Genomic DNA, 17,482 nt, shown 5'->3' on the forward strand with positions numbered 1-17,482 from the left:
AACCCGGTCGCGTCCCCGCGGCCACGGCCCGCCCGCCGGGCCGGCCCCGACGAGGTGGGCCCGGCGGGAGCGCCCCCGCCGCACCGCGCCCGGACCGTTGCGGGCAGACTGGGATCACGGCGTCGCAGCGGACTAGCCGACAGATCTCGGGACACGTCCGCTCCCGAGCGGCCCGACGGCGGGTCCGGCAGATGCGGCACCCCGAGACCTCGCGAACCCGGAGGCCAGATGTGACCGGCAGGCCAGCCAGCGGGCGGCTCAGCCCGATCGAACAGCTCGGGCCCGACCATCGTCGGGTGCTCGTCAACCTGCCTGAGCGGACCTACCCGATCGACATCGGGGCAGGGATCCGCCGGACGCTGCCCGCCGTCGTCGCCCGTCTCGGCGCGCGCCGCGCCGTCATCGTCTCCGCCCGCCCGACCGAGGTCGTCCCCGATCCCGGCGTACCCGCGCTGCGGCTGCCCGCCCGCGACGGCGAGGTCGACAAGACCCTCGCGAACGTCGATGCGCTGTGCAGTCAGTTCGCCGCGTTCGGCCTCACCCGCTCGGACGTGGTCATCTCCTGTGGTGGCGGGACGACCACCGATGTCGTCGGGCTCGCCGCCGCGCTGTACCACCGTGGCACCGCTGTCGTGCACCTGCCCACGTCCCTGCTGGCCCAGGTCGACGCGAGCGTGGGTGGCAAGACGGCGGTCAACCTGCCCGCCGGCAAGAACCTCGTCGGCGCCTACTGGCAGCCCAGCGCTGTCCTGTGTGACACCGAGCTGCTGGCCAGCCTGCCCCGGCGGGAATGGATCAACGGCTACGGCGAGATCGCGCGGGCCCACTTCATCGGCGCGCCGGATCTGATCGGCCGGCCCGTCGCCGAGCAGATCGCGGCGAGCGTGGCGCTCAAGGCCGCCATCGTCGCCCAGGACGAACGGGACACGAGCCTGCGGCACATCCTCAACTACGGGCACACCCTCGGCCATGCCCTGGAGCGCGTCACCGACTACACGATGCGCCACGGGGAGGCCGTGGCGGTGGGCACCGTGTTCGCCGGCCGTCTCGCCGGCGCACTCGGCCGGATCGACGCGGCGCGGGTCGCGGAGCACCTGGACGTGGTCCGCGGCTACGGGCTGCCCTGGGCGCTGCCCGCCGGGATCGACCTGGCCGCGCTTGTCGACGTCATGCGGCTGGACAAGAAGTCCACGGGCACCGGGCTCACGTTTGTACTGTCCGGGCCGGACGGCCCCGAACTGGTCCGTGACATCGACGCGGCGCTGGTGGTCGCCACCCTGGCCGACATGCCCCGGTCGACGCCGGCGTGATCAGACCCCTGGCCGGCGTGCCCCGGCAGGCCACCGAACCCGGCGCGGCCGCGATGCCGGTCGTCAGCGGCACCACGCGGCTGTATGCCGTCATCGGCGACCCGATCACCCAGGTGCGGGCGCCGTCCCTGCTCAATCCCCTGTTCGCGCGGCTGGCCGTCGACGCCGTGCTCGTCCCGATGCAGGCCCGGCCGGAGGCGTTCCCAACCGTGCTGGCCGGGCTCGCCGCCGCCGGCAACGTGGACGGGGTGTTCGTCACCATTCCGCACAAGGTCGCGGCCTGCGAGCTCGCCACCCGACGCAGCACCGCGGTCCGGATCAGCGGCAGCGCCAACGTGCTGCGGCGGGCGCCCGGCGGCGGCTGGGAGGCCGACAACTTCGATGGCGCCGGCTTCGTGCGTGGCCTCACCCGGGCCGGGCACCCGGTGCACGGGGCGCGGGTCGCGCTGATGGGAGCCGGTGGCGCCGGCAGCGCGATCGCGGTGGCCCTGCTCGACGCCGGCTGTCGCCACCTGGCGATCCACGACCCCGACCAGGCGAAATGCGCGGACCTGGTGGCCCGTCTCGACCCGCACTGGCCGGGACGGGTCGAGCGCGCCATCGAGGCGGCGCTACACGACGCGGACCTCGCGGTGAACGCGACCCCGCTCGGTCTGCGTCCCGACGACCCGCTGCCGTTCCCCCCGCAGGCACTGCCCGCCGGCTGCCTGGTGGCGGACATCATCATGAAGCCCGCCCGGACCAGACTGCTCGACACCGCCGACGCGCTCGGGCTCGGTACCCACCCCGGCATCCACATGCTGGCCGAGCAGGTGGACCTCTACCGGGAGTTCTTCGGCTTCGCCGCCGCCGGCCAGGCGGCCGGGTCGGGCTGATCCGGCCCGGGTCCCCACCCGTCACCAAGCCCGACCCACCGCTGCGAAAGGCACGCCCCATGCCCACGTCCGCACCCGCGCCGACGCCCGGCGTTCTCGGGATCGACGTCGGAGGAACGAAGGTCGCACTGCGGATCGAACCCGCAGATGCGGAGGGCACCGCGAAAACGGCGCGGACGGTGGAGGCCGACGGCGCCGGGGCGGTGGAGTCGTCGTTTCCCTGGACGCCGTCCACCAGCGCCGCCGCGGACCTGGCCGAGCTCTCCCGCCAGGTGACGGCGCTGCGGGCCCGGTGGGGCGCCCCGGTCATCGCGGTTGGCGTGGCGGTGCCCGCCACCGTGGACCGGGCCGGCCGGGTGACGACCTGGCCGGGCCGGCCGAGCTGGACGGGCCTCGCGTTCACGGACGCGCTGCGCACGCTGGTGCCGGGCGCGCACGTGGCCCATGGCGACGACGGTGACCTGGCCGCCCTCGCAGAGGCGGTCGCCGCCGGCTGCCCCGATCTGATCTACCTGGGCATCGGTACCGGGGTGGGTGGCGGCATCGTGCTGGCGGGCCAGCCCTGCCCGCGGCCGGGCCACGGCTCGGCGGAGATCGGGCACATGATGATCTCCACGACCGGCGCGGTGTGTACCTGCGGGCGCCGCGGTTGCGTCCAGGCGATCGCCAGCGGCCCCGCGACCCTACGCCGCGCCGCGCGGTATCGCGCCGGCCCCGTCCCGCGGCCAGGCGGTGCCCCGAACGGCGGTGCCCCGAACGGCGGTGGTGACGTGGACAGCGTCCCGTTCCCGCAGCTGCGGGCGGCCTGGCTGGCCGGAACCGACTGGGCGGTCCGCGCGGTGCGCGACAGCGCGCTGGCGGCGGCCGTGGCTGTGGTCAGCCTGACCGAGGTCCTGCGCCCGGAGCTGGCGGTGGTTGGCGGTGGGTTCGCCGACGGACTGCCCGGCTTCGCCGCCGCCGTGGACGAGCAGGCCCGGGCACTCGGGCGGCCGGGGCATCCACCGGCACCGGTCCGAGCCGCCGTACTCGGCGGACTGTCGTCCCTGTCCGGTGCGCTGCTGCTGGCCCGCCAGACCAGCTGACCACCGGCCCTCGTCGCAGGTCGCCGGCTCCAGTCGCCGGCTCCCGGTGGCCGACCCGTCCGTCGCGCCGCCCCGGCTGCCGGGGACCCGCCCGTCGACGGATCCCCCGGAGTGATCTTCCCTGCCGGCGGACGGACTGTCCAAGGGCGTGCTGATCCCTAGTCGGTGGCGAGAATCCGACCGGCTGCCGGAACCGACGCCGCGCCCGGCGGGAGGGCAGCGCCGTCCGTACGAGCCGCGGGCACCTCCGCCACGATCACCGCGGCCGGAGCCGTCTCGCCGAGCAGCGCCAGCAGGTCCGCCGGTCGGTGCAGCACGGCATCCGGCGCGGCCGCGATCAGCTCCACCCCGTCGGTCTCACCCCACAGGGCTGCCGCGGCCATCACTCCCGCGCCGCGGGCGCTGTCGAGGTCGGCCACCGCGTCGCCGATCATCACTGTCGTGCTCGCGTCCGCGCCAAGCAGAGCCAGCGCGTGCAGCACGATGTCCGGCGCGGGCTTGGGTCGGGCGATCTCGTCCGACCCGATGACATGGTCGAACAGGTCGAGCACGCCCAGCACACCCAGCAGGTGGCGGGCCCGCGGCCCGGCCTTGCCGGTCGCGACGGCCAGACCGTACCCGCGTTCCCGCAGGGTGCGCAGCATGTCCGCGACGCCGTCGAAGAGCACCACCTCACGGGCGAGCCGGTAGCTCTCCCGGACGAAGGGCTCCTCCATCTCCAGCGGCAGATTCATGATCCGCATGATGTCGGGGAAGTACCGGCCCAGGTGGCGCTCGTATTCCTCGAAGGGGGGCTCGCCGTCTCCGACGACCTCCGCATAGGCGATCGTGAACGCCTGGCGCATCACGCCGAAGCTGTCCACGAGGACGCCGTCGAGATCGAAGATCACCGCCTGGCGCCGGACAACGATCGCCGATCCGTTCTCACGTTCCGTTCCCACATGCCCCCCTCGGCTCACTGGACATCGGTGGTGGTCGGGCAGACCGTCATCGGCCCGCGGGGACGAGATCCGGCGCCCGTCGAGACGAGCGGGCCGAGTCGTAGAACCGTTCGATCGCGGCGATCGTCGGCCGGACCTCGGCTATCGCCCGTCCGCGGGAAGCCGGGTCGGCCAGCATCGCTGGAAGTTCGTCGAGCTGACGGCGGTACTCGGTGCCGATCGGTTCGTCCGGCAGCGTCACCGGACTGGTTTGACCGGTGCGGGTAAGCGTGAGCACCGATCGGTCCTGCCGGTTGGGACCGAACCCGAAGGTGCAGCGCAGCGAGGTCGTGCCGGCCGCCCCCTCGACGGTGATCGCGGTCAGGTCCCGGGCCTCGTGCGAGGCCCAGCTGGCCCGCAGGGCCACCGACGTTCCGTGTTCGGTGACCAGAAAGCCCCGCGCGGTGTCCTCCACGTCGCCACCGGCCCGGCCGGGCAGCCGGCCGTCGCTGTCTGACGTGGCCTGTGGCTCGTCCTCATGACGCCAGGACGCCGCCCATGCGCCGTCGTTGACGAAGTCGTCGGAGGTCGTTCCGATCACCTCACGGAACCGGACGGCGCCGAGCAGCGGGGTAAGGGTGTCGAGCAGGTGCCAGCCGAGGTCGACCAGCGCACCGCCGCCGGACTGCTCCCGGCGGGTGAACCAGCCGCCCGCGTCGGGAATGCCCCGGGCCCGCACCCAGGCCAGATCAACATGTCGGATCGCGCCGAGCCCCGCGGCCACCTCGTAGAGGCGGCTCACGTCCGCCCGGTAGCGTGCGGCGCTGCCGGCCAGCAGGGTGGCGTCACCGGCCTGCTCGGCCGCGGCCAGCCGGTCGGCCTCGGCCGAACTCAGGCAGACCGGCTTCTCCAGGAACACCGGGATGCCCGCGGCCAGGAGCCGTTCGGCGATGTCGGCATGGCGGTTGTTGGGCACGGCCACAACGGCGAGGTCGGGCCGCGCCCGGCCGGCCGCGGCCAGTTCGTTGACGTCGGCGAACACCGTGGGCTCCGGTTGACCAGAGCCCGTTCCCGCGGGGCCGTGACCAGCACCGCCAGCACCGTCCGGAACGGTGGCAAGGTCCTGGGTGGCAGCGGTGCGCGCCGCCGGGTCGGGATCGACGATGGCGGTCACCACGAACCGCGGATGCTCGCGCAACCGGGGCAGCCAGATCGAGCGACCCGCCCACCCCAACCCGACGACGGCGACCCGCAACGGCGCCGTGACCGGATCCGTCACGGGGCTTCGGGACGCCACGGAGGTCACCGAAGCTGCTGGGGGCACCGGAGCTGCTGAGATCACTGGGCCGCCATCACGTCGGCCACGACGGCCGCCACCTGGTGCATCTGCTCCTCGGTGCCCAGCAGCGTGCGGTGGTGCAGCCAGATGCCGTCGGCGCTGAGGGCCTCGGTGTTGGGGCAGCGAGCGGCCAGCTCGTCGACCGTGGTGTCCGGCGCTCCGGTCTCCCAGAAGCCGTTGGAACGGTAGATCGACCGGAAGGCCGCGAAGGCCGGTAGGCCACGCTCGATGAGCGCGTCGACGAGGGCGTTACGGCGGTCCTCGCCGAGGCCCGGCACCCGGAACATCGCCATGTAGTGGGAGTTGCGGTCGCACCGCTCGTCGCGGCCCTGCGGGACCACACCGGGGATGGCCGCCAGTGCCTCGGCGAGCACCGGCCAGCGCTGCTCGCGAGTGTCGATCTGGCCGGCCAGCCGGCCGAGCTGGGCCCGCAGGACCGACGCGGAGAACTCGTTGAGCCGGAAGTTCGAGCCGGAGGTCTGGTGGAAGTAGCGGCGGTCGGTCCGCGGCCGGCCACAGCTGTGCCGCAGAAAGGCCAGTTCGAACAGCTCCGCGTCCGGGAAGGTCACCGCGCCGCCTTCACCAGCGGTCATGAGCTTGCCGTTCTGGAAGCTGAACGCGGCCACCGAGCCGAGTTCGCCGACCTTGCGGCCCTGCCACTGAGTGCCGTGCGCGTGCGCCGCGTCCTGCAGAAGCGGAACACCGGTATCTGCCGACACCTTGGCCAACGCGTCCATGTCGGCGAGCTGGCCGGCCATGTGCACCGGCATGATCGCTCTGGTGCGGGCCGTGACGGCCGCGGCAGCCGCCTGCGGATCGATGCAGTAGGTGTCCAGATCGACGTCCACCGGCACCGCCACCGCGCCGAGACGCTGCGCGGCCTGCGAGGACGAGATGAACGTGAACGCCGGGACGATGACCTCCGTGCCCGGACCGACTCCCAGGACCTGAAGGGCCAGCTCGAGGGCGTGGGTGCCATTGGTGACGGCCAGCGCGTAGTCGGCGCCGTGATAGGCGGCGAATTCACGCTCGAAGCTGTCGACCTCGCTGCCACCCATGCGCCACCACTGCCCCTGTTCCAGGGCGCGGATCAGACCCTCACGCTCCTCGTCAGAGTACTGCGGCCAAGCCGGCAGCTCCGGTGCGCGTAGCACTCCACCGCTCATGGTCCCCACCCTTTTCTTACGTGACGATAAGGTACGCGCAAGGATCCCGGCCGTCGACGGTTCATTACCGTGGGTTGTCCGCAGAATCCGCACGAGTGGTGCGCGACGGACGGTACCCCACTCCCCCGACAAGCCCCGGCAGGCCCCACTCCCCATCACGCGGGAACCAATAATCGACCAATAAATGCGCTACGATCCACCGACCGTGGGCAACGGGACCACCATCTCGGTGACCCTGCGTCGACAGGCCTTCGCTGCGGGCCCCAAGGCCACAGCGTAGCTGCGATAGCCTCCGGCCGGCGCCCGGTCATCCCGGCCGGTCGGGTCGGCAATGTGATGAGGAAATGTGAGCACGCTGCTACTTCTGAACGGCCCCAATCTCGGCATACTCGGCCGGCGGCAACCTGAAGTGTACGGAACCGCCACCCTCGCCGACATCGAATCCGCCATCGCGGCCCGGGTCGCCGACCGCGGATGGAAAGTTCTCTCGGTACAACGTGAATCCGAGGGCGAGCTCATCCATGCGATTCAGGACAACTACGAATCGGTGGGTGCTATCGTCAATCCCGGCGCACTCATGATGTATGGCTGGAGCCTGCGGGACGCGCTGGCGAACTATCCCGCGCCGTGGATCGAGGTTCATCTTTCCAACGTCTGGGCGCGCGAATCCTTCCGGCACGAGTCGATCCTTTCCGCACTGGCCAGCGGAGTCGTCGTCGGCCTGGGGGCCCTGGGCTACGAACTCGCCGCGTCCGCTCTGCTCGACCTGGTGCCGCCAACCGGCCCCTGACCTACGCTGTCCCGTCCGCCCCGCCCCGAGGGCCGCTGCGGCCCTCGGGCGACACCGTGCTGGTCCGCAGGCCTCGGGTGGCGCCCCTTGGTCTGCGATCGCCGGGATCCGATCATCCCGGCACGAGTCCGCGACCGGCCCCCAGCCAGGCGACGACCCGTATCTCCATCGCCTTTTCATGCTATTCAGCAGGCGCTTCTCTCCAGGCCACGAGGCCGCCATCCCGACGACATCTGCCGGCCAGGTCCGTACGAATTCACAGCAGACGCCGTGCTCTTACGAGCCAGCTACTGTCGTATGCTCTCGCCCACGGCGCGCCATAACCACGGCGTCCGGCGCCGGAGCGTCCCGCGGCAAGCTCACATATGGTGACGTCTGCCACCAGGATGGCGCCGAGCCCCACTTGTTCATCGGCCGCTTACGGCGCGTTCCGGTCAGCCTGATTGCGAAATCCAAATTCGCCGGTCCGGACCCGCCGACTTCTGGGCAGCAGTACCGAACAGCGGTCGCCACTCGTCCACCAGGCCGGCAGCCCGGCCACATCAGCAGTCCGCCCGACCCGCGGTCCGCCCAGCCGGCGGGCCCGCGAATCCTGCCCCCTATGCCAACCTGTCCTGGTCTCCACCAGGACCCGCCGCGCTCACGACGGGGGAGCTCGCCACCCGCCGCCAACCCGCTGGTTCCCGCCAGGCGAACCACGACACCATCCCCGACGGCACGTCCAGACGGGTCGGTGGCTCGTGGGCGGCCACTCGGAGCGGTGGCTCGATTGCGGGGTGCTGCACCGACCGCGCCGGGACCTCGCCGAGACATCTCTGCACGGCAGGCGAAAGTGCCCCAGGTAGGAATCGGACCTACGGCCTACCGCTTAGGAGGCGGTCGCTCTATCCACTGAGCTACTGGGGCGAGTGCGTGGCGGGTGGATGCGGCTCGGGGCCGGGCCGCCGGGCGATGCCGATCGTACGACCACAGGCCGCCGGTCACCCGAACTGCTGGGCCATCTCGACGAGCTCCTTGCACTTCGGGCAGATGGGGAACCGGGAAGGGTCCCGCACCGGCTCGAACTTGTAGCCGCACAGCGCCGTGACTCGCCCGCCCTCGATGGAGGCACGGACGATCTCCTCCCGCCGGGCGTAGTGGGAGTGGTCGTCGCCCTCGTCCGTCCTGGTGTCGGACGTCTCGGGTGCGATCTGAGTCGTGCTCATGGGGCGATTGTAGTGCCGGGCCCTGATGCCGTTGCCACCACCGGCCGGCCGCTGGCCAGGTTGCGGACCTGGGGCCCACAGACACGGCACACGCGGGACACCTGGCCCTTGCGTCCTGCGGGCGCGGCGTACTCTGGACGACGACGAAGGAGAGCGGTGACTGGACTCATCGACAGTACCGAGATGTACCTCCGCACCCTGTACGAGCTGAGGGAAGAGGGCATCCCCCCGCTACGCGCACGCCTGGTGGAGCGGCTGCACGTCAGCGCGCCTGCCGCCAGCGAGTCGACCGCTCGCATGGCCAATGAGGGACTGGTGTCCCTCGCCGACGATCGTACGGTCCAGTTCACCGAAAAGGGATTGCAGCGAGCGACCGCGGTCATGCGCAAGCACCGCCTGGCGGAGCTCCTGCTGACCAAGGTCATCGGTCTGGACTGGGCACTGGTGCACAACGAGGCCTGTCGCTGGGAGCATGTGATCTCCGACGAGGTCGAGGCACGGCTCACCGTGCTGCTCGGCGACCCGAAGCGCTGCCCGTTCGGCAACGAGATCCCGCCCGCGGCGCACCCCGAGGCGGTGGTTCCGGGCCTGGCTCCGATCAGCCTGCTGACCACGGCCGACCGGGCGCCCGCCGACGGTGGCCCACCGGTCACGGTGAGCTGGATCTCCGAGCGGCTGCAGACCGACGAGTCCGCCATGCGCCGGCTGCAGGACGCGGCCATTGTGCCGGGCGCCCAGGTCATGCCGGGCTCCCGCGGTGATCTCATCCGGATCGTCAACCCGAACGGCCAGGCCGACGCGGAGATCAGCCGCAGCACCGCCGCCCTGGTGTACGTCGACCGCTGAACCGGCTCGACCGGTAGCCCACACCGACCGCCGACCGCCGACCGCCGACCTCGGCACCGCGGCCTGTCGGCCGCCCATCTCCCTGGGGAGAAGCGGATCCGACAGCCCGGTGTCCGGTGTCGGTGCGCCGGCACCGTCATGCTCCGGGGCGCACGCCGCCCTGGAAGCTCGGCCAGATGTTCTCCACCCGGACCACCTCTCCGGTGTGTGGTGCGTCGATCATCTGGTCGCCCCCGACGTAGATCCCCACATGGTCCAGGTCAGGGTTGAAGAAGACCAGATCGCCGGGTATCAGCTCGGCCCGACTCACGCGCTTTCCCTCGTTCCACTGCGAACCGGTGTAGTGACTCAACGCCACTCCGGCCTTGCGCCACACCCACTGGGAGAGCCCGGAGCAGTCGAACGTTCCGGGGCCGTCCGCACCCCACACGTAGGGCTTGCCGAGCTGGGCATAGGCCTCCTGGACGGCGACCGGCGCGCCGCCACTGCCCAGCGCGGGCTGGGCGGGTGCCGCCGCGATCGGCGTGGCCGCGAAGGCCTGTCCGGCGGTCGTCGCGATTCCCACGGCCTTCTGGTAACGACTCTGGGCCTCCTGCGCCTGCCGGGCGAGGGCTGCCGCGGCGGCCGCAGCGGCCGCCTGACGGGCTCGGCGGGCGGCTTCGGCCTGGGCCAGGGCCTGTCGCTTCAACTCGGCGTACCGAGCCTGTAGGCGGTCCAGCAGGCGACGCTGGGTGTCGGCCGACGCCTCGAGTTCCTGTTTGCGACGACCGAGGTCGGCAACGATTTCCTTTTTGTCGGCCAGGGCCGCATCCGCGTCCTGCCGAGCCTCGGTGAGGTCACGCCGCGCCAGGCGCAGGACGGTGTCGGAGTTGCGCTGCCGGGTGGCCAGCGCGTTGACGGCGCCGACCCGGTCGAGCGCGTGCTGGAGATCGCCGCTGAACAGCAGAGACAGCTCGTTGAAGCCCCCGGCCCGGCCGGCCGAGACCGCCAGGCCCCGATGCCGGTCCGCGGCGGTCCGCACCACCCGATCCGCGCGGACGACCCGGCCGGCCGCCGCCGCAGCCGCCTGTTCGGCAGCGGCCAGTCTGATCCGCTCGGCGTTGAACTGCTCGGCGGTCTGTGCCGCCTGCCGGGCCTGGGTGTCCAGCTCCGCGCTCGCCTGATCGATCTCGGCCTGCACCCCGTCCAGGCTCGTCGAGGACGATCCGGCCGGACTCGCCCAGGCGGTGCCGATCGAGCCCGCCAGCATCGTCGGGCCGGCCAGCAGCAATCCGGTCAGCCCCAGCGCCACCGGCCAGGCACCCCCGGTACCGGAAAGGCCTGGGACGCCATTGCGCTTACCGCGGCCCGACCGGCCGCGCACACCTGTTGGTGGAGGTGTGACCATTCTTGACCCAGCCGGTTTTGCCGGCGCTCGTTTCGGCGGGCCCACTTTGGTGGGCTCCGGGTCAGCCGGGAGTGGGACAGGCGGTGGGATGCCACGCCGTCCACCACGGGAGTCGCCTGCGCGCCGAGTGGCGGCGTGAGGAGTGCGGGCCTTGGGAAACGGTTCGCCAGCGGTATGCCAGCCCTCCGTAGGGACGCTGCTCACACCGCGGGACCGTAACTGTGGGCAGTTGTACAGTCACGGAAGCACGCCGATCCGGGCGGAGAGTCTCCGCACCCCCACTGCAAGGCGGCCAAAATGGACCACAGGGCGCCCAATTCAGCGATTTCACACGTCAGAAACAGCGGAGACACAGATCCGGAACAGATCTTGCCGACTCTTCGGTCCCGAGGATCCGGGACAAGCGCAGCGTGGCCGGGGACCGGGTGAGCGCAAGCCGCGCGACGCGCGGGGGGACGACAGGAGAGACATGGAATTGAATTCGGGCGATACCGCGTGGATGCTCATAAGTTCCGCGATCGTGTTGTTCATGACGCCCGGGCTGGCTTTTTTCTACGGCGGCATGGTCCGCGCGAAGAACGTCCTCGGTATGATCATGCAGAACTTCTTCGTCATCGGCATCGTCACCCTGGTCTGGTCGCTCGTGGGCTTCAGCCTGGCGTTCGGCGAGGGTAACGGCTTCTGGGGTGGCTTCCACTTCTCGGCACTGCAGAACCTCTCCAGCGGAGACGGTGCCATCCCGTACGTGGTGTTCGTTGCCTTCCAGATGATGTTCGCGATCATCACCCCCGCCCTCATCACCGGTTCCATCGCGGACCGCATGAAATTCAGTGCCTTCGCGGTCTTCGTGACCCTGTGGTCACTGCTGGTCTACTCGCCGATCGCGCACTGGGTGTGGGCGGCGAACGGCTGGCTGTTCAAGCGTGGGGCGATGGACTTCGCTGGTGGCACGGTCGTGCACGCGAACGCCGGTATCGCCGCCATCGTGCTGGCGCTGGTGCTGGGCAAGCGGGTCGGCTGGCCCAAGGGTGACTTCCGCCCGCACAACGTGCCCTTCGTCCTGCTCGGCACCGGCATCCTGTGGGTCGGCTGGTTCGGGTTCAACGCGGGTTCCGCGCTGGCGGCAAACAAGCTCGCCGGCCTTGCCCTGCTGAACACCCAGATCGCAACCGGTGTGGCCATCCTCGGCTGGCTCGCCGTCGAGCGGCTGCGTGACGGCAAGGCCACCACGCTGGGCGCCGCCTCCGGGGCGGTCGCCGGTCTGGTCGCCATCACGCCGGCCTGTGGTTTCGTCTCCCCCATGGGCTCGATCGCGGTCGGCGGCATCGCCGGTGTGGTCTGCGCCCTGGCCACCTCGATCAAGGGCAAGGTCGGCATCGACGACTCGCTCGACGTCGGCGCCGTCCACCTGGTCGGCGGCGTGCTCGGTGCGCTGCTGACCGGTCTGTTCGCCACGGTGGACACCAACTCGGCGGGCAAGGACGGCGTGTTCTACGGCGGCCCGTGGAGCGTGTTCGGTGAGCAGGCGCTCGCGGTCGGCGCGACCCTCGGCTACTCGGCCGTGGTCACGCTGCTCATCGCGCTGGCGATCAAGTACACGATCGGTCTACGGATGAGTGACGAGGACCAGGTCACCGGCATGGACGAGGCACTGCACGGGGAGACGGCCTACCGTTACTCCTCCATCGGGGGCGGCGGCACGCTGACCTCTTCCGTGACCCCGGTCAAGGTGCCCGAGGAGGCCCAGGCATGACCAAACTCGTCACCGCCATCATCAAGCCGTTCAAGGTTGACGACGTCAAGGCCGCCCTGGAGAAGCTGGGTGTGCACGGCCTGACCATCTCCGAGGTGCAGGGTTACGGCCGGCAGAAGGGCCACACCGAGGTCTACCGGGGTGCGGAGTACAAGGTCGACTTCGTCCCGAAGATCAAGGTCGAGGTCGTGGTCGCGGACGAGACCGCCGACGAACTGGTCGCAGCGATCACCGCGGCCGCGCAGACCGGCAAGATCGGCGACGGCAAGGTGTGGGTCGTCCCGGTCGACTCGATCGTGCGGGTCCGCACCGGCGAGCGCGGAAGCGACGCCCTGTAACCCGCGTCCGCGCTCAACCAGCACCAGCAGAACCACATGGTGCGGCACCGCGTGAGATCTGACGCGGTGCCGCACCATGCGTCCGGCGTCGCCCGGAACCTCCGTCGGCCGAACGCACCGCGCAGGTGCGGAGGGGGACAGCCATGCGGGACAGCCTGGACATTCTGCGGGGTCGCCATGACCCACTGCCCGAGCAGACCGGCGCCGCACTACGCGGCCTGCTCACCGAACTGGCGGACGGTGCGCTCGTGGACCTGCTCGGCGACCCAGGGCCCGGCATCGCCCTGGTCGCCGTCGGTGGCTATGGGCGCGCCCAGCCGGCCTTCGGTAGCGACCTCGACCTCGTGCTCCTGCATGACGGCAGCCGCCCGGATGTCAGCACCGTCGCCGACACCGTCTGGTATCCGCTCTGGGACGCCGGTGTCGGGCTCGATCACAGTGTGCGCACCATCGACGAGGCGATCGGGGTGGCCGACGACGACCTCAGGGCGGCGCTTGGCCTGCTCGACGTCCGCCACATCGCCGGAGACGCCGATCTGGTCCGCACCCTGACCCGCCGGGCCCGCGACCGGTGGCGCACCCGGGCCCCCAAACGGCTGCCGGAGCTGGCCGCCGCCGTCGCCGAGCGGGCGGAACGCCTCGGTGAGGTGGCCTTCCTGCTCGAGCCCGACATCAAGGAGTCCCGCGGCGGTCTGCGCGACCTCGCCGCGCTGCACGCGCTCGCCGCCGCCTGGGTCGCCGAGGTCCCCTCCGCCCGGGTGCTCGCCGCCGCGGAGGTACTGCTCGACGTCCGCGGGGAGATCCGCCGGATCCATGCCGGCCGAGCCGAGGACCGGCTGCTGCTGCAGGACGGCAGCGGGGTCGCCGTGGCGCTGGGTTATCCGGACTCGATGGCGCTGGCCCATGCGGTCGCCGACGCCGGACGGACCATCTCCTGGGCCTGGGATGCCACCTGGTACCGCACCGCGGCCGGCCTGCGCAGCACGTCCCGCTGGCGCAGCCGCCGGCCGGTCCGCCGCCCCCTCGACGAGGGCGTGGTGGAACAGGACGGGGAGATCCAGCTCGCCCTGGACGTCGACCCGGGGCAGGATCCGGCGCTGGTGCTGCGGGTGGCTGCCGCGGCCGCCCGCACCGGACTGCCGCTGGGCCGCTTTGCCGTCGACCGGTTGGCCCGTGAGGCACCGGCGATGCCGGATCCCTGGCCGCCGGCCGCGCTGGACACACTCGTCGCGCTGCTGGCCACCGGGCCGGCCGCGATCGGCATCCTGGAGACCCTCGACCAGGTCGGCCTGCTGGTGCGCCTGCTGCCCGAGTGGGCCGCCGTACGCAGCCGCCCGCAGCGCAACCCCTACCACCGGTTCACCGTCGACCGGCATCTGATCGAGACGGCCGCCCGCGCCGCCGCCTTCACCCGGGACGTGGACCGACCCGACCTGTTGCTGATCGGCGCGTTGCTGCACGACATCGGCAAGGGCTACCCCGGCGATCACACTGAGGCGGGCATCGAACAGGTCCGCCGGATCGGACCGCGCCTCGGCCTGCCCGCGGCGGACGTCGACGTCCTCATCGCCATGATCCGCCACCATCTGCTGCTCGGCGAGTCGGCGACCCGACGTGACATCGACGACCTGGCCACGATCCAGGCTGTGGCCACCGCAGCCGACAACGATCGCACCCTCACCCTGCTGCACCTGTTGACCGAGGCGGACTCCCGCGCCACCGGCCCCACCGCCTGGAACGCCTGGAAGGCGAGGCTGATCGGGGATCTGGTGACCCGGGCCAGGGCTCTGCTCGGCGGGGAGGGCGTCCCCTGCCCGCCCCGTCTCGACGAGCGCCAGCGCGCCCTGCTCGCGCTGACCCCGGAGCATGTCGTCCAGGTCAATCCCCTGCCCGACGAGGGCATGTTCGAGATCGTGGTGGTCACCGACGACCAGGTCGGCCTGCTGGCCATCACCGCCGGGATCCTGGCACTCAACCGGCTCGACATCCGCCGGGCCTCGGCGCGCAGCGCGCACGGACGTGCCCTGTTGCAGGCCGCCGTCGCCACGCAGCATGGCCATCTACCCGAACGCGATCGGCTGCTCGCCGATCTGCGGGCCGCTCTCGCCGGCTCTCTGGACATCGCCCGCCGGCTGGCCGACCGGGAACGCGACTACGCCGGTGTGCGGCAGTGGACCACGCCCGGGCCACCGCAGGTGAGCTTCGATGACCTAGGCAGCGCCACGGTCGCGGAGGTGCGGGCCCCGGACCGGGCCGGGGTGCTGTTCCGCATCGTGCAGGCGTTGTCCGCGCTGCGCCTCGATGTCGGCACCGCCATCGTCGCCACCCTCGGTCTCGACGTCGTCGATGCCTTCTACCTGCGGGAAGCCGATGGCAGCCCGGTCACCGATCCGGCCCGTCAGGCCGAGATCGCCCGTACTGTGCTGCGCGCGCTCGGCACCGAGGTTGCCGTGGACGACGGCGAGGTCGCGCACCCCGCGAGCGCCGTTTCGGGGCTGTGATCCATCCCGCGTCCAACACCCGACACCCCGCCCTGCCGGCACCCCCACGCGGGACGCTATGATGAGCACGCACGTTGGGAGGCTTCGCCTAGTCCGGTCTATGGCGCCGCACTGCTAATGCGGTTGGGGGCTTCAACCCCCTCCCGGGTTCAAATCCCGGAGCCTCCGCCCTTCGCTCCCGGGGCCAGCCTCGTCGGCTGGTCCCTGTGAGCAGCGGAAACACCTTCGCCCCACGTCATCTAGGGTCCCTCGACCGTCCTGGTACCCACATGGTCCCCACGCCGCGCGGCGCGCGGTATCGCTGCCGCCACTGTCTCGGCCGCCGTCTGCCCGGACGAACGCAGCAGATGGACGTACAGCGCCCCGGTGATTGATGGCGTGGAGTGACCGAGCCGCTTGGACACCAGCGCGATGTCGACCCCCTCGGCGAGCTGAATACTCGCGCTGGAATGCCGCAGGTCGTGAAGGCGGCGCGGCGACAGGAGCGACCTGCCCAGCTCGCACCCGATGCCCACGTCGACCGGCAGCGTCAGCCTCGCCCGCTTCCCGGGCATCCCGACGACCGACACCACGGTGACGTCCCCGACGGGCTCCCGGTCGACATAAAGCGTCCAACGGCCGACTGGCTGCCGGTACCGCTCCCCCACGACCACTTCGTCGCCACCCGCGGACGCCGACGCCCGGATGGCCGCACACAGTCCCGCTCGTCGGGCGATCTGCTGCATCCTCCGGGTGACGTACTGCGGGTCGAGGTGCCGTCCGGACGGGTGAACATCAGGTTCCGGAGCTGAACCGGCTGCCCGTGCTCGTCGGGAAGTACTCCGTTGTCCCAGCCGGGGCCGACTGCGTCGCGCTCGTCGTCCTGGACGAGTCGGTGCCCGAGCAAGGCGCCGAGCGTCGTCGAGTCCAGGTCGACCTTCCGGCGCCCGCTGCGGGTCTTCGGTGCCCAGACGCCGTACTCGGTGTCGTTCTTCACGATCTGCTTCGTGATCGTCAAGACGGAGCGCTCCTCGTCGAGGCCCGTCCAGGCCGCGCCGCATGCTTCCCCGCGGCGCAGGCCGTGCAGGGCGATCAGCTCGTACATGGCTGCGAGCCGGTCGCTGGCCGCCTCGTCGAGGAACGCGCCGACCTCGTCGGCCTCCCACGGTTCGACCTCCCGCGCCGTGTAGGCGGGCAGCTCGACCCCGATCGCCGGATTAAAATCGACCATCCGCTGCTTGAGCGCGTCGTTCAAAGCGGTCTTGAGCATCTCGAAGACGTCCGCCACCGTCGCCGGACCGATCGGCCGACCACGACCCGCCGCCTTCTTCAGGGCTGTGTCGATGTGGTCGGCCCGCAGCGCGCTCAGCGGCATCTCGCCGAGCGTCGGCACCAGATGCAGCCGAATAAACTGCTCGTACCGGTTCGATGTTGTCGGGCGCAGCGCGTTTTTCCGGCTGTGCCAGTCCCGCAGGTAAGCGCCGACGGTCAGATTGCCGATGTGCTGCCGACCCGACCGAACCCTGGCCATCGCCTTTTCGCCGTCGACCTCGGCCTGCTTCTTCGTCGCGAACCCCGAGTCGCTTATCTCGGCCTTCCCAACGAGCGGGACCAGCTCCTTCGGCACTCGGAAACGGTAGCCCCAGGCCCCATGGCTGCGCTTCTCAAGTTCGGGGCACTTCCCGCGGCCATACTTCTGGCCGGCCGCGTCTCGGCACCCACAGAGCTTCTCAGCTTTGACCTTCATAGCTGCATGTGTTCCTTCCTCCGTGGTGACGATCTACGGTGCAACCTCCGGAGTCACCCAAGGCGGGATGTCGTGGTGTATCGGCCGTCCGCCAGGCAACGGTTCCCTTTTGGCGGCAGCCTCATCACAGTCTGCAAGGTACAGAGCTTGAATGGTCGGGGTCTGTTTGATCACATCCGGTCTGTCCGGGTATGGCCGGACCGTGCTCGGGGCTTGCCGCTGGTATGAGGTATGCGGATGGTGG

At 71.1% G+C, this 17,482-nt stretch carries 15 protein-coding genes and 2 tRNA genes; 9 read left to right on the top strand and 8 right to left on the bottom strand.

The window, feature by feature from the left end; translation table 11 throughout:
• The first annotated feature begins 230 nt into the window (after positions 1-230).
• The 3 genes from ND747_RS17720 to ND747_RS17730 are packed head-to-tail and all read left to right on the top strand — an operon-like array spanning position 231 to position 3,267.
• Complete coding sequence (locus ND747_RS17720) at positions 231-1,310, top strand: 3-dehydroquinate synthase family protein (RefSeq protein ID WP_251734719.1); 1,080 nt, start codon at positions 231-233, stop codon at positions 1,308-1,310.
• A gap of 53 nt (positions 1,311-1,363) precedes the next feature.
• Positions 1,364-2,185: a ThiF family adenylyltransferase gene (locus ND747_RS17725; RefSeq protein WP_251734733.1), complete on the top strand. Its 822-nt coding sequence runs from the start codon at positions 1,364-1,366 to the stop codon at positions 2,183-2,185.
• 59 nt (positions 2,186-2,244) lie between these two features.
• Complete coding sequence (locus ND747_RS17730) at positions 2,245-3,267, top strand: ROK family protein (protein WP_251734720.1); 1,023 nt, start codon at positions 2,245-2,247, stop codon at positions 3,265-3,267.
• 158 nt (positions 3,268-3,425) lie between these two features.
• Here ND747_RS17730 and ND747_RS17735 read toward each other — a convergent pair whose 3' ends face one another.
• The 3 genes from ND747_RS17735 to ND747_RS17745 all read right to left on the bottom strand — a co-directional run bounded on the left by ND747_RS17735 (position 3,426) and on the right by ND747_RS17745 (position 6,692).
• Positions 3,426-4,112, bottom strand: a complete 687-nt coding sequence (locus ND747_RS17735; protein WP_251734734.1) for an HAD-IA family hydrolase — start codon at positions 4,110-4,112, stop codon at positions 3,426-3,428.
• 142 nt (positions 4,113-4,254) lie between these two features.
• Positions 4,255-5,466 (bottom strand): Gfo/Idh/MocA family protein, encoded by a 1,212-nt coding sequence (locus tag ND747_RS17740; RefSeq protein WP_251734721.1) that lies wholly within the window; start codon positions 5,464-5,466, stop codon positions 4,255-4,257.
• Positions 5,467-5,525: 59 nt separating this feature from the next.
• Positions 5,526-6,692 (bottom strand): DegT/DnrJ/EryC1/StrS family aminotransferase, encoded by a 1,167-nt coding sequence (locus tag ND747_RS17745; RefSeq protein ID WP_251734722.1) that lies wholly within the window; start codon positions 6,690-6,692, stop codon positions 5,526-5,528.
• A gap of 346 nt (positions 6,693-7,038) precedes the next feature.
• Between ND747_RS17745 and ND747_RS17750 the strand changes: the two genes are divergently transcribed.
• Positions 7,039-7,482, top strand: a complete 444-nt coding sequence (locus ND747_RS17750; RefSeq protein WP_251734723.1) for a type II 3-dehydroquinate dehydratase — start codon at positions 7,039-7,041, stop codon at positions 7,480-7,482.
• An 833-nt stretch (positions 7,483-8,315) separates the two neighbouring features.
• On the opposite strand, the gene ND747_RS17755 is transcribed toward ND747_RS17750, so the two are convergent.
• Positions 8,316-8,388, bottom strand: a tRNA-Arg gene (locus tag ND747_RS17755).
• A gap of 74 nt (positions 8,389-8,462) precedes the next feature.
• On the bottom strand, positions 8,463-8,687 hold the full coding sequence (locus tag ND747_RS17760; protein ID WP_011602139.1) for a DUF3039 domain-containing protein: 225 nt from the start codon (positions 8,685-8,687) through the stop codon (positions 8,463-8,465).
• A 156-nt stretch (positions 8,688-8,843) separates the two neighbouring features.
• Here ND747_RS17760 and ND747_RS17765 point away from each other — a divergent pair, with 156 nt between their 5' ends.
• Entirely contained in the window at positions 8,844-9,533 is a 690-nt protein-coding gene (locus ND747_RS17765; RefSeq protein ID WP_251734724.1) for a metal-dependent transcriptional regulator, read from the top strand.
• 136 nt (positions 9,534-9,669) lie between these two features.
• On the opposite strand, the gene ND747_RS17770 is transcribed toward ND747_RS17765, so the two are convergent.
• A complete protein-coding gene (locus ND747_RS17770; RefSeq protein WP_308204651.1) occupies positions 9,670-10,824 on the bottom strand; it encodes a C40 family peptidase in 1,155 nt (384 codons plus the stop codon).
• Positions 10,825-11,419: 595 nt separating this feature from the next.
• Between ND747_RS17770 and ND747_RS17775 the strand changes: the two genes are divergently transcribed.
• From ND747_RS17775 to ND747_RS17790, 4 genes are all read left to right on the top strand, one after another.
• Positions 11,420-12,673, top strand: a complete 1,254-nt coding sequence (locus ND747_RS17775) for an ammonium transporter (protein WP_251734725.1) — start codon at positions 11,420-11,422, stop codon at positions 12,671-12,673.
• Positions 12,670-13,011 carry a P-II family nitrogen regulator gene (locus ND747_RS17780; RefSeq protein ID WP_251734726.1) on the top strand — a complete coding sequence of 114 codons (342 nt, stop codon included), beginning with the start codon at positions 12,670-12,672 and terminating at the stop codon, positions 13,009-13,011. Before ND747_RS17775 ends, ND747_RS17780 begins: the two co-directional genes overlap by 4 nt.
• A 143-nt stretch (positions 13,012-13,154) precedes the next feature.
• Entirely contained in the window at positions 13,155-15,512 is a 2,358-nt protein-coding gene (locus ND747_RS17785) for a [protein-PII] uridylyltransferase (RefSeq protein ID WP_251734727.1), read from the top strand.
• Positions 15,513-15,589: 77 nt separating this feature from the next.
• A tRNA-Ser gene (locus ND747_RS17790) sits at positions 15,590-15,680 on the top strand.
• A gap of 71 nt (positions 15,681-15,751) precedes the next feature.
• Here the strand turns inward: ND747_RS17790 and ND747_RS17795 are convergent.
• On the bottom strand, positions 15,752-16,084 hold the full coding sequence (locus ND747_RS17795) for a tyrosine-type recombinase/integrase (protein WP_251734728.1): 333 nt from the start codon (positions 16,082-16,084) through the stop codon (positions 15,752-15,754).
• Positions 16,042-17,118, bottom strand: a complete 1,077-nt coding sequence (xerC, locus tag ND747_RS17800) for a site-specific integrase (RefSeq protein ID WP_251734729.1) — start codon at positions 17,116-17,118, stop codon at positions 16,042-16,044. The genes ND747_RS17795 and xerC overlap by 43 nt, the downstream gene beginning before the upstream one ends.
• Between the last annotated feature and the right edge of the window lie 364 nt (positions 17,119-17,482).

Origin of the sequence: Frankia sp. R82 (assembly GCF_023716925.1) — a bacterium.
In the GTDB taxonomy this organism is placed as follows: domain Bacteria; phylum Actinomycetota; class Actinomycetes; order Frankiales; family Frankiaceae; genus Frankia.

Excerpts from the sequence above, each read along its gene's own strand:
- ND747_RS17785 (WP_251734727.1), top strand. The coding sequence starts at position 13,155 with ATGCGGGACAGCCTGGACATTCTGCGGGGTCGCCATGACCCACTGCCC.
- ND747_RS17735 (WP_251734734.1), bottom strand. The coding sequence starts at position 4,112 with ATGCGCCAGGCGTTCACGATCGCCTATGCGGAGGTCGTCGGAGACGGC.
- ND747_RS17780 (WP_251734726.1), top strand. The coding sequence starts at position 12,670 with ATGACCAAACTCGTCACCGCCATCATCAAGCCGTTCAAGGTTGACGAC.
- ND747_RS17745 (WP_251734722.1), bottom strand. The coding sequence starts at position 6,692 with ATGAGCGGTGGAGTGCTACGCGCACCGGAGCTGCCGGCTTGGCCGCAG.
- ND747_RS17730 (WP_251734720.1), top strand. The coding sequence starts at position 2,245 with ATGCCCACGTCCGCACCCGCGCCGACGCCCGGCGTTCTCGGGATCGAC.
- ND747_RS17725 (WP_251734733.1), top strand. The coding sequence starts at position 1,364 with ATGCCGGTCGTCAGCGGCACCACGCGGCTGTATGCCGTCATCGGCGAC.
- ND747_RS17775 (WP_251734725.1), top strand. The coding sequence starts at position 11,420 with ATGCTCATAAGTTCCGCGATCGTGTTGTTCATGACGCCCGGGCTGGCT.
- ND747_RS17760 (WP_011602139.1), bottom strand. The coding sequence starts at position 8,687 with ATGAGCACGACTCAGATCGCACCCGAGACGTCCGACACCAGGACGGAC.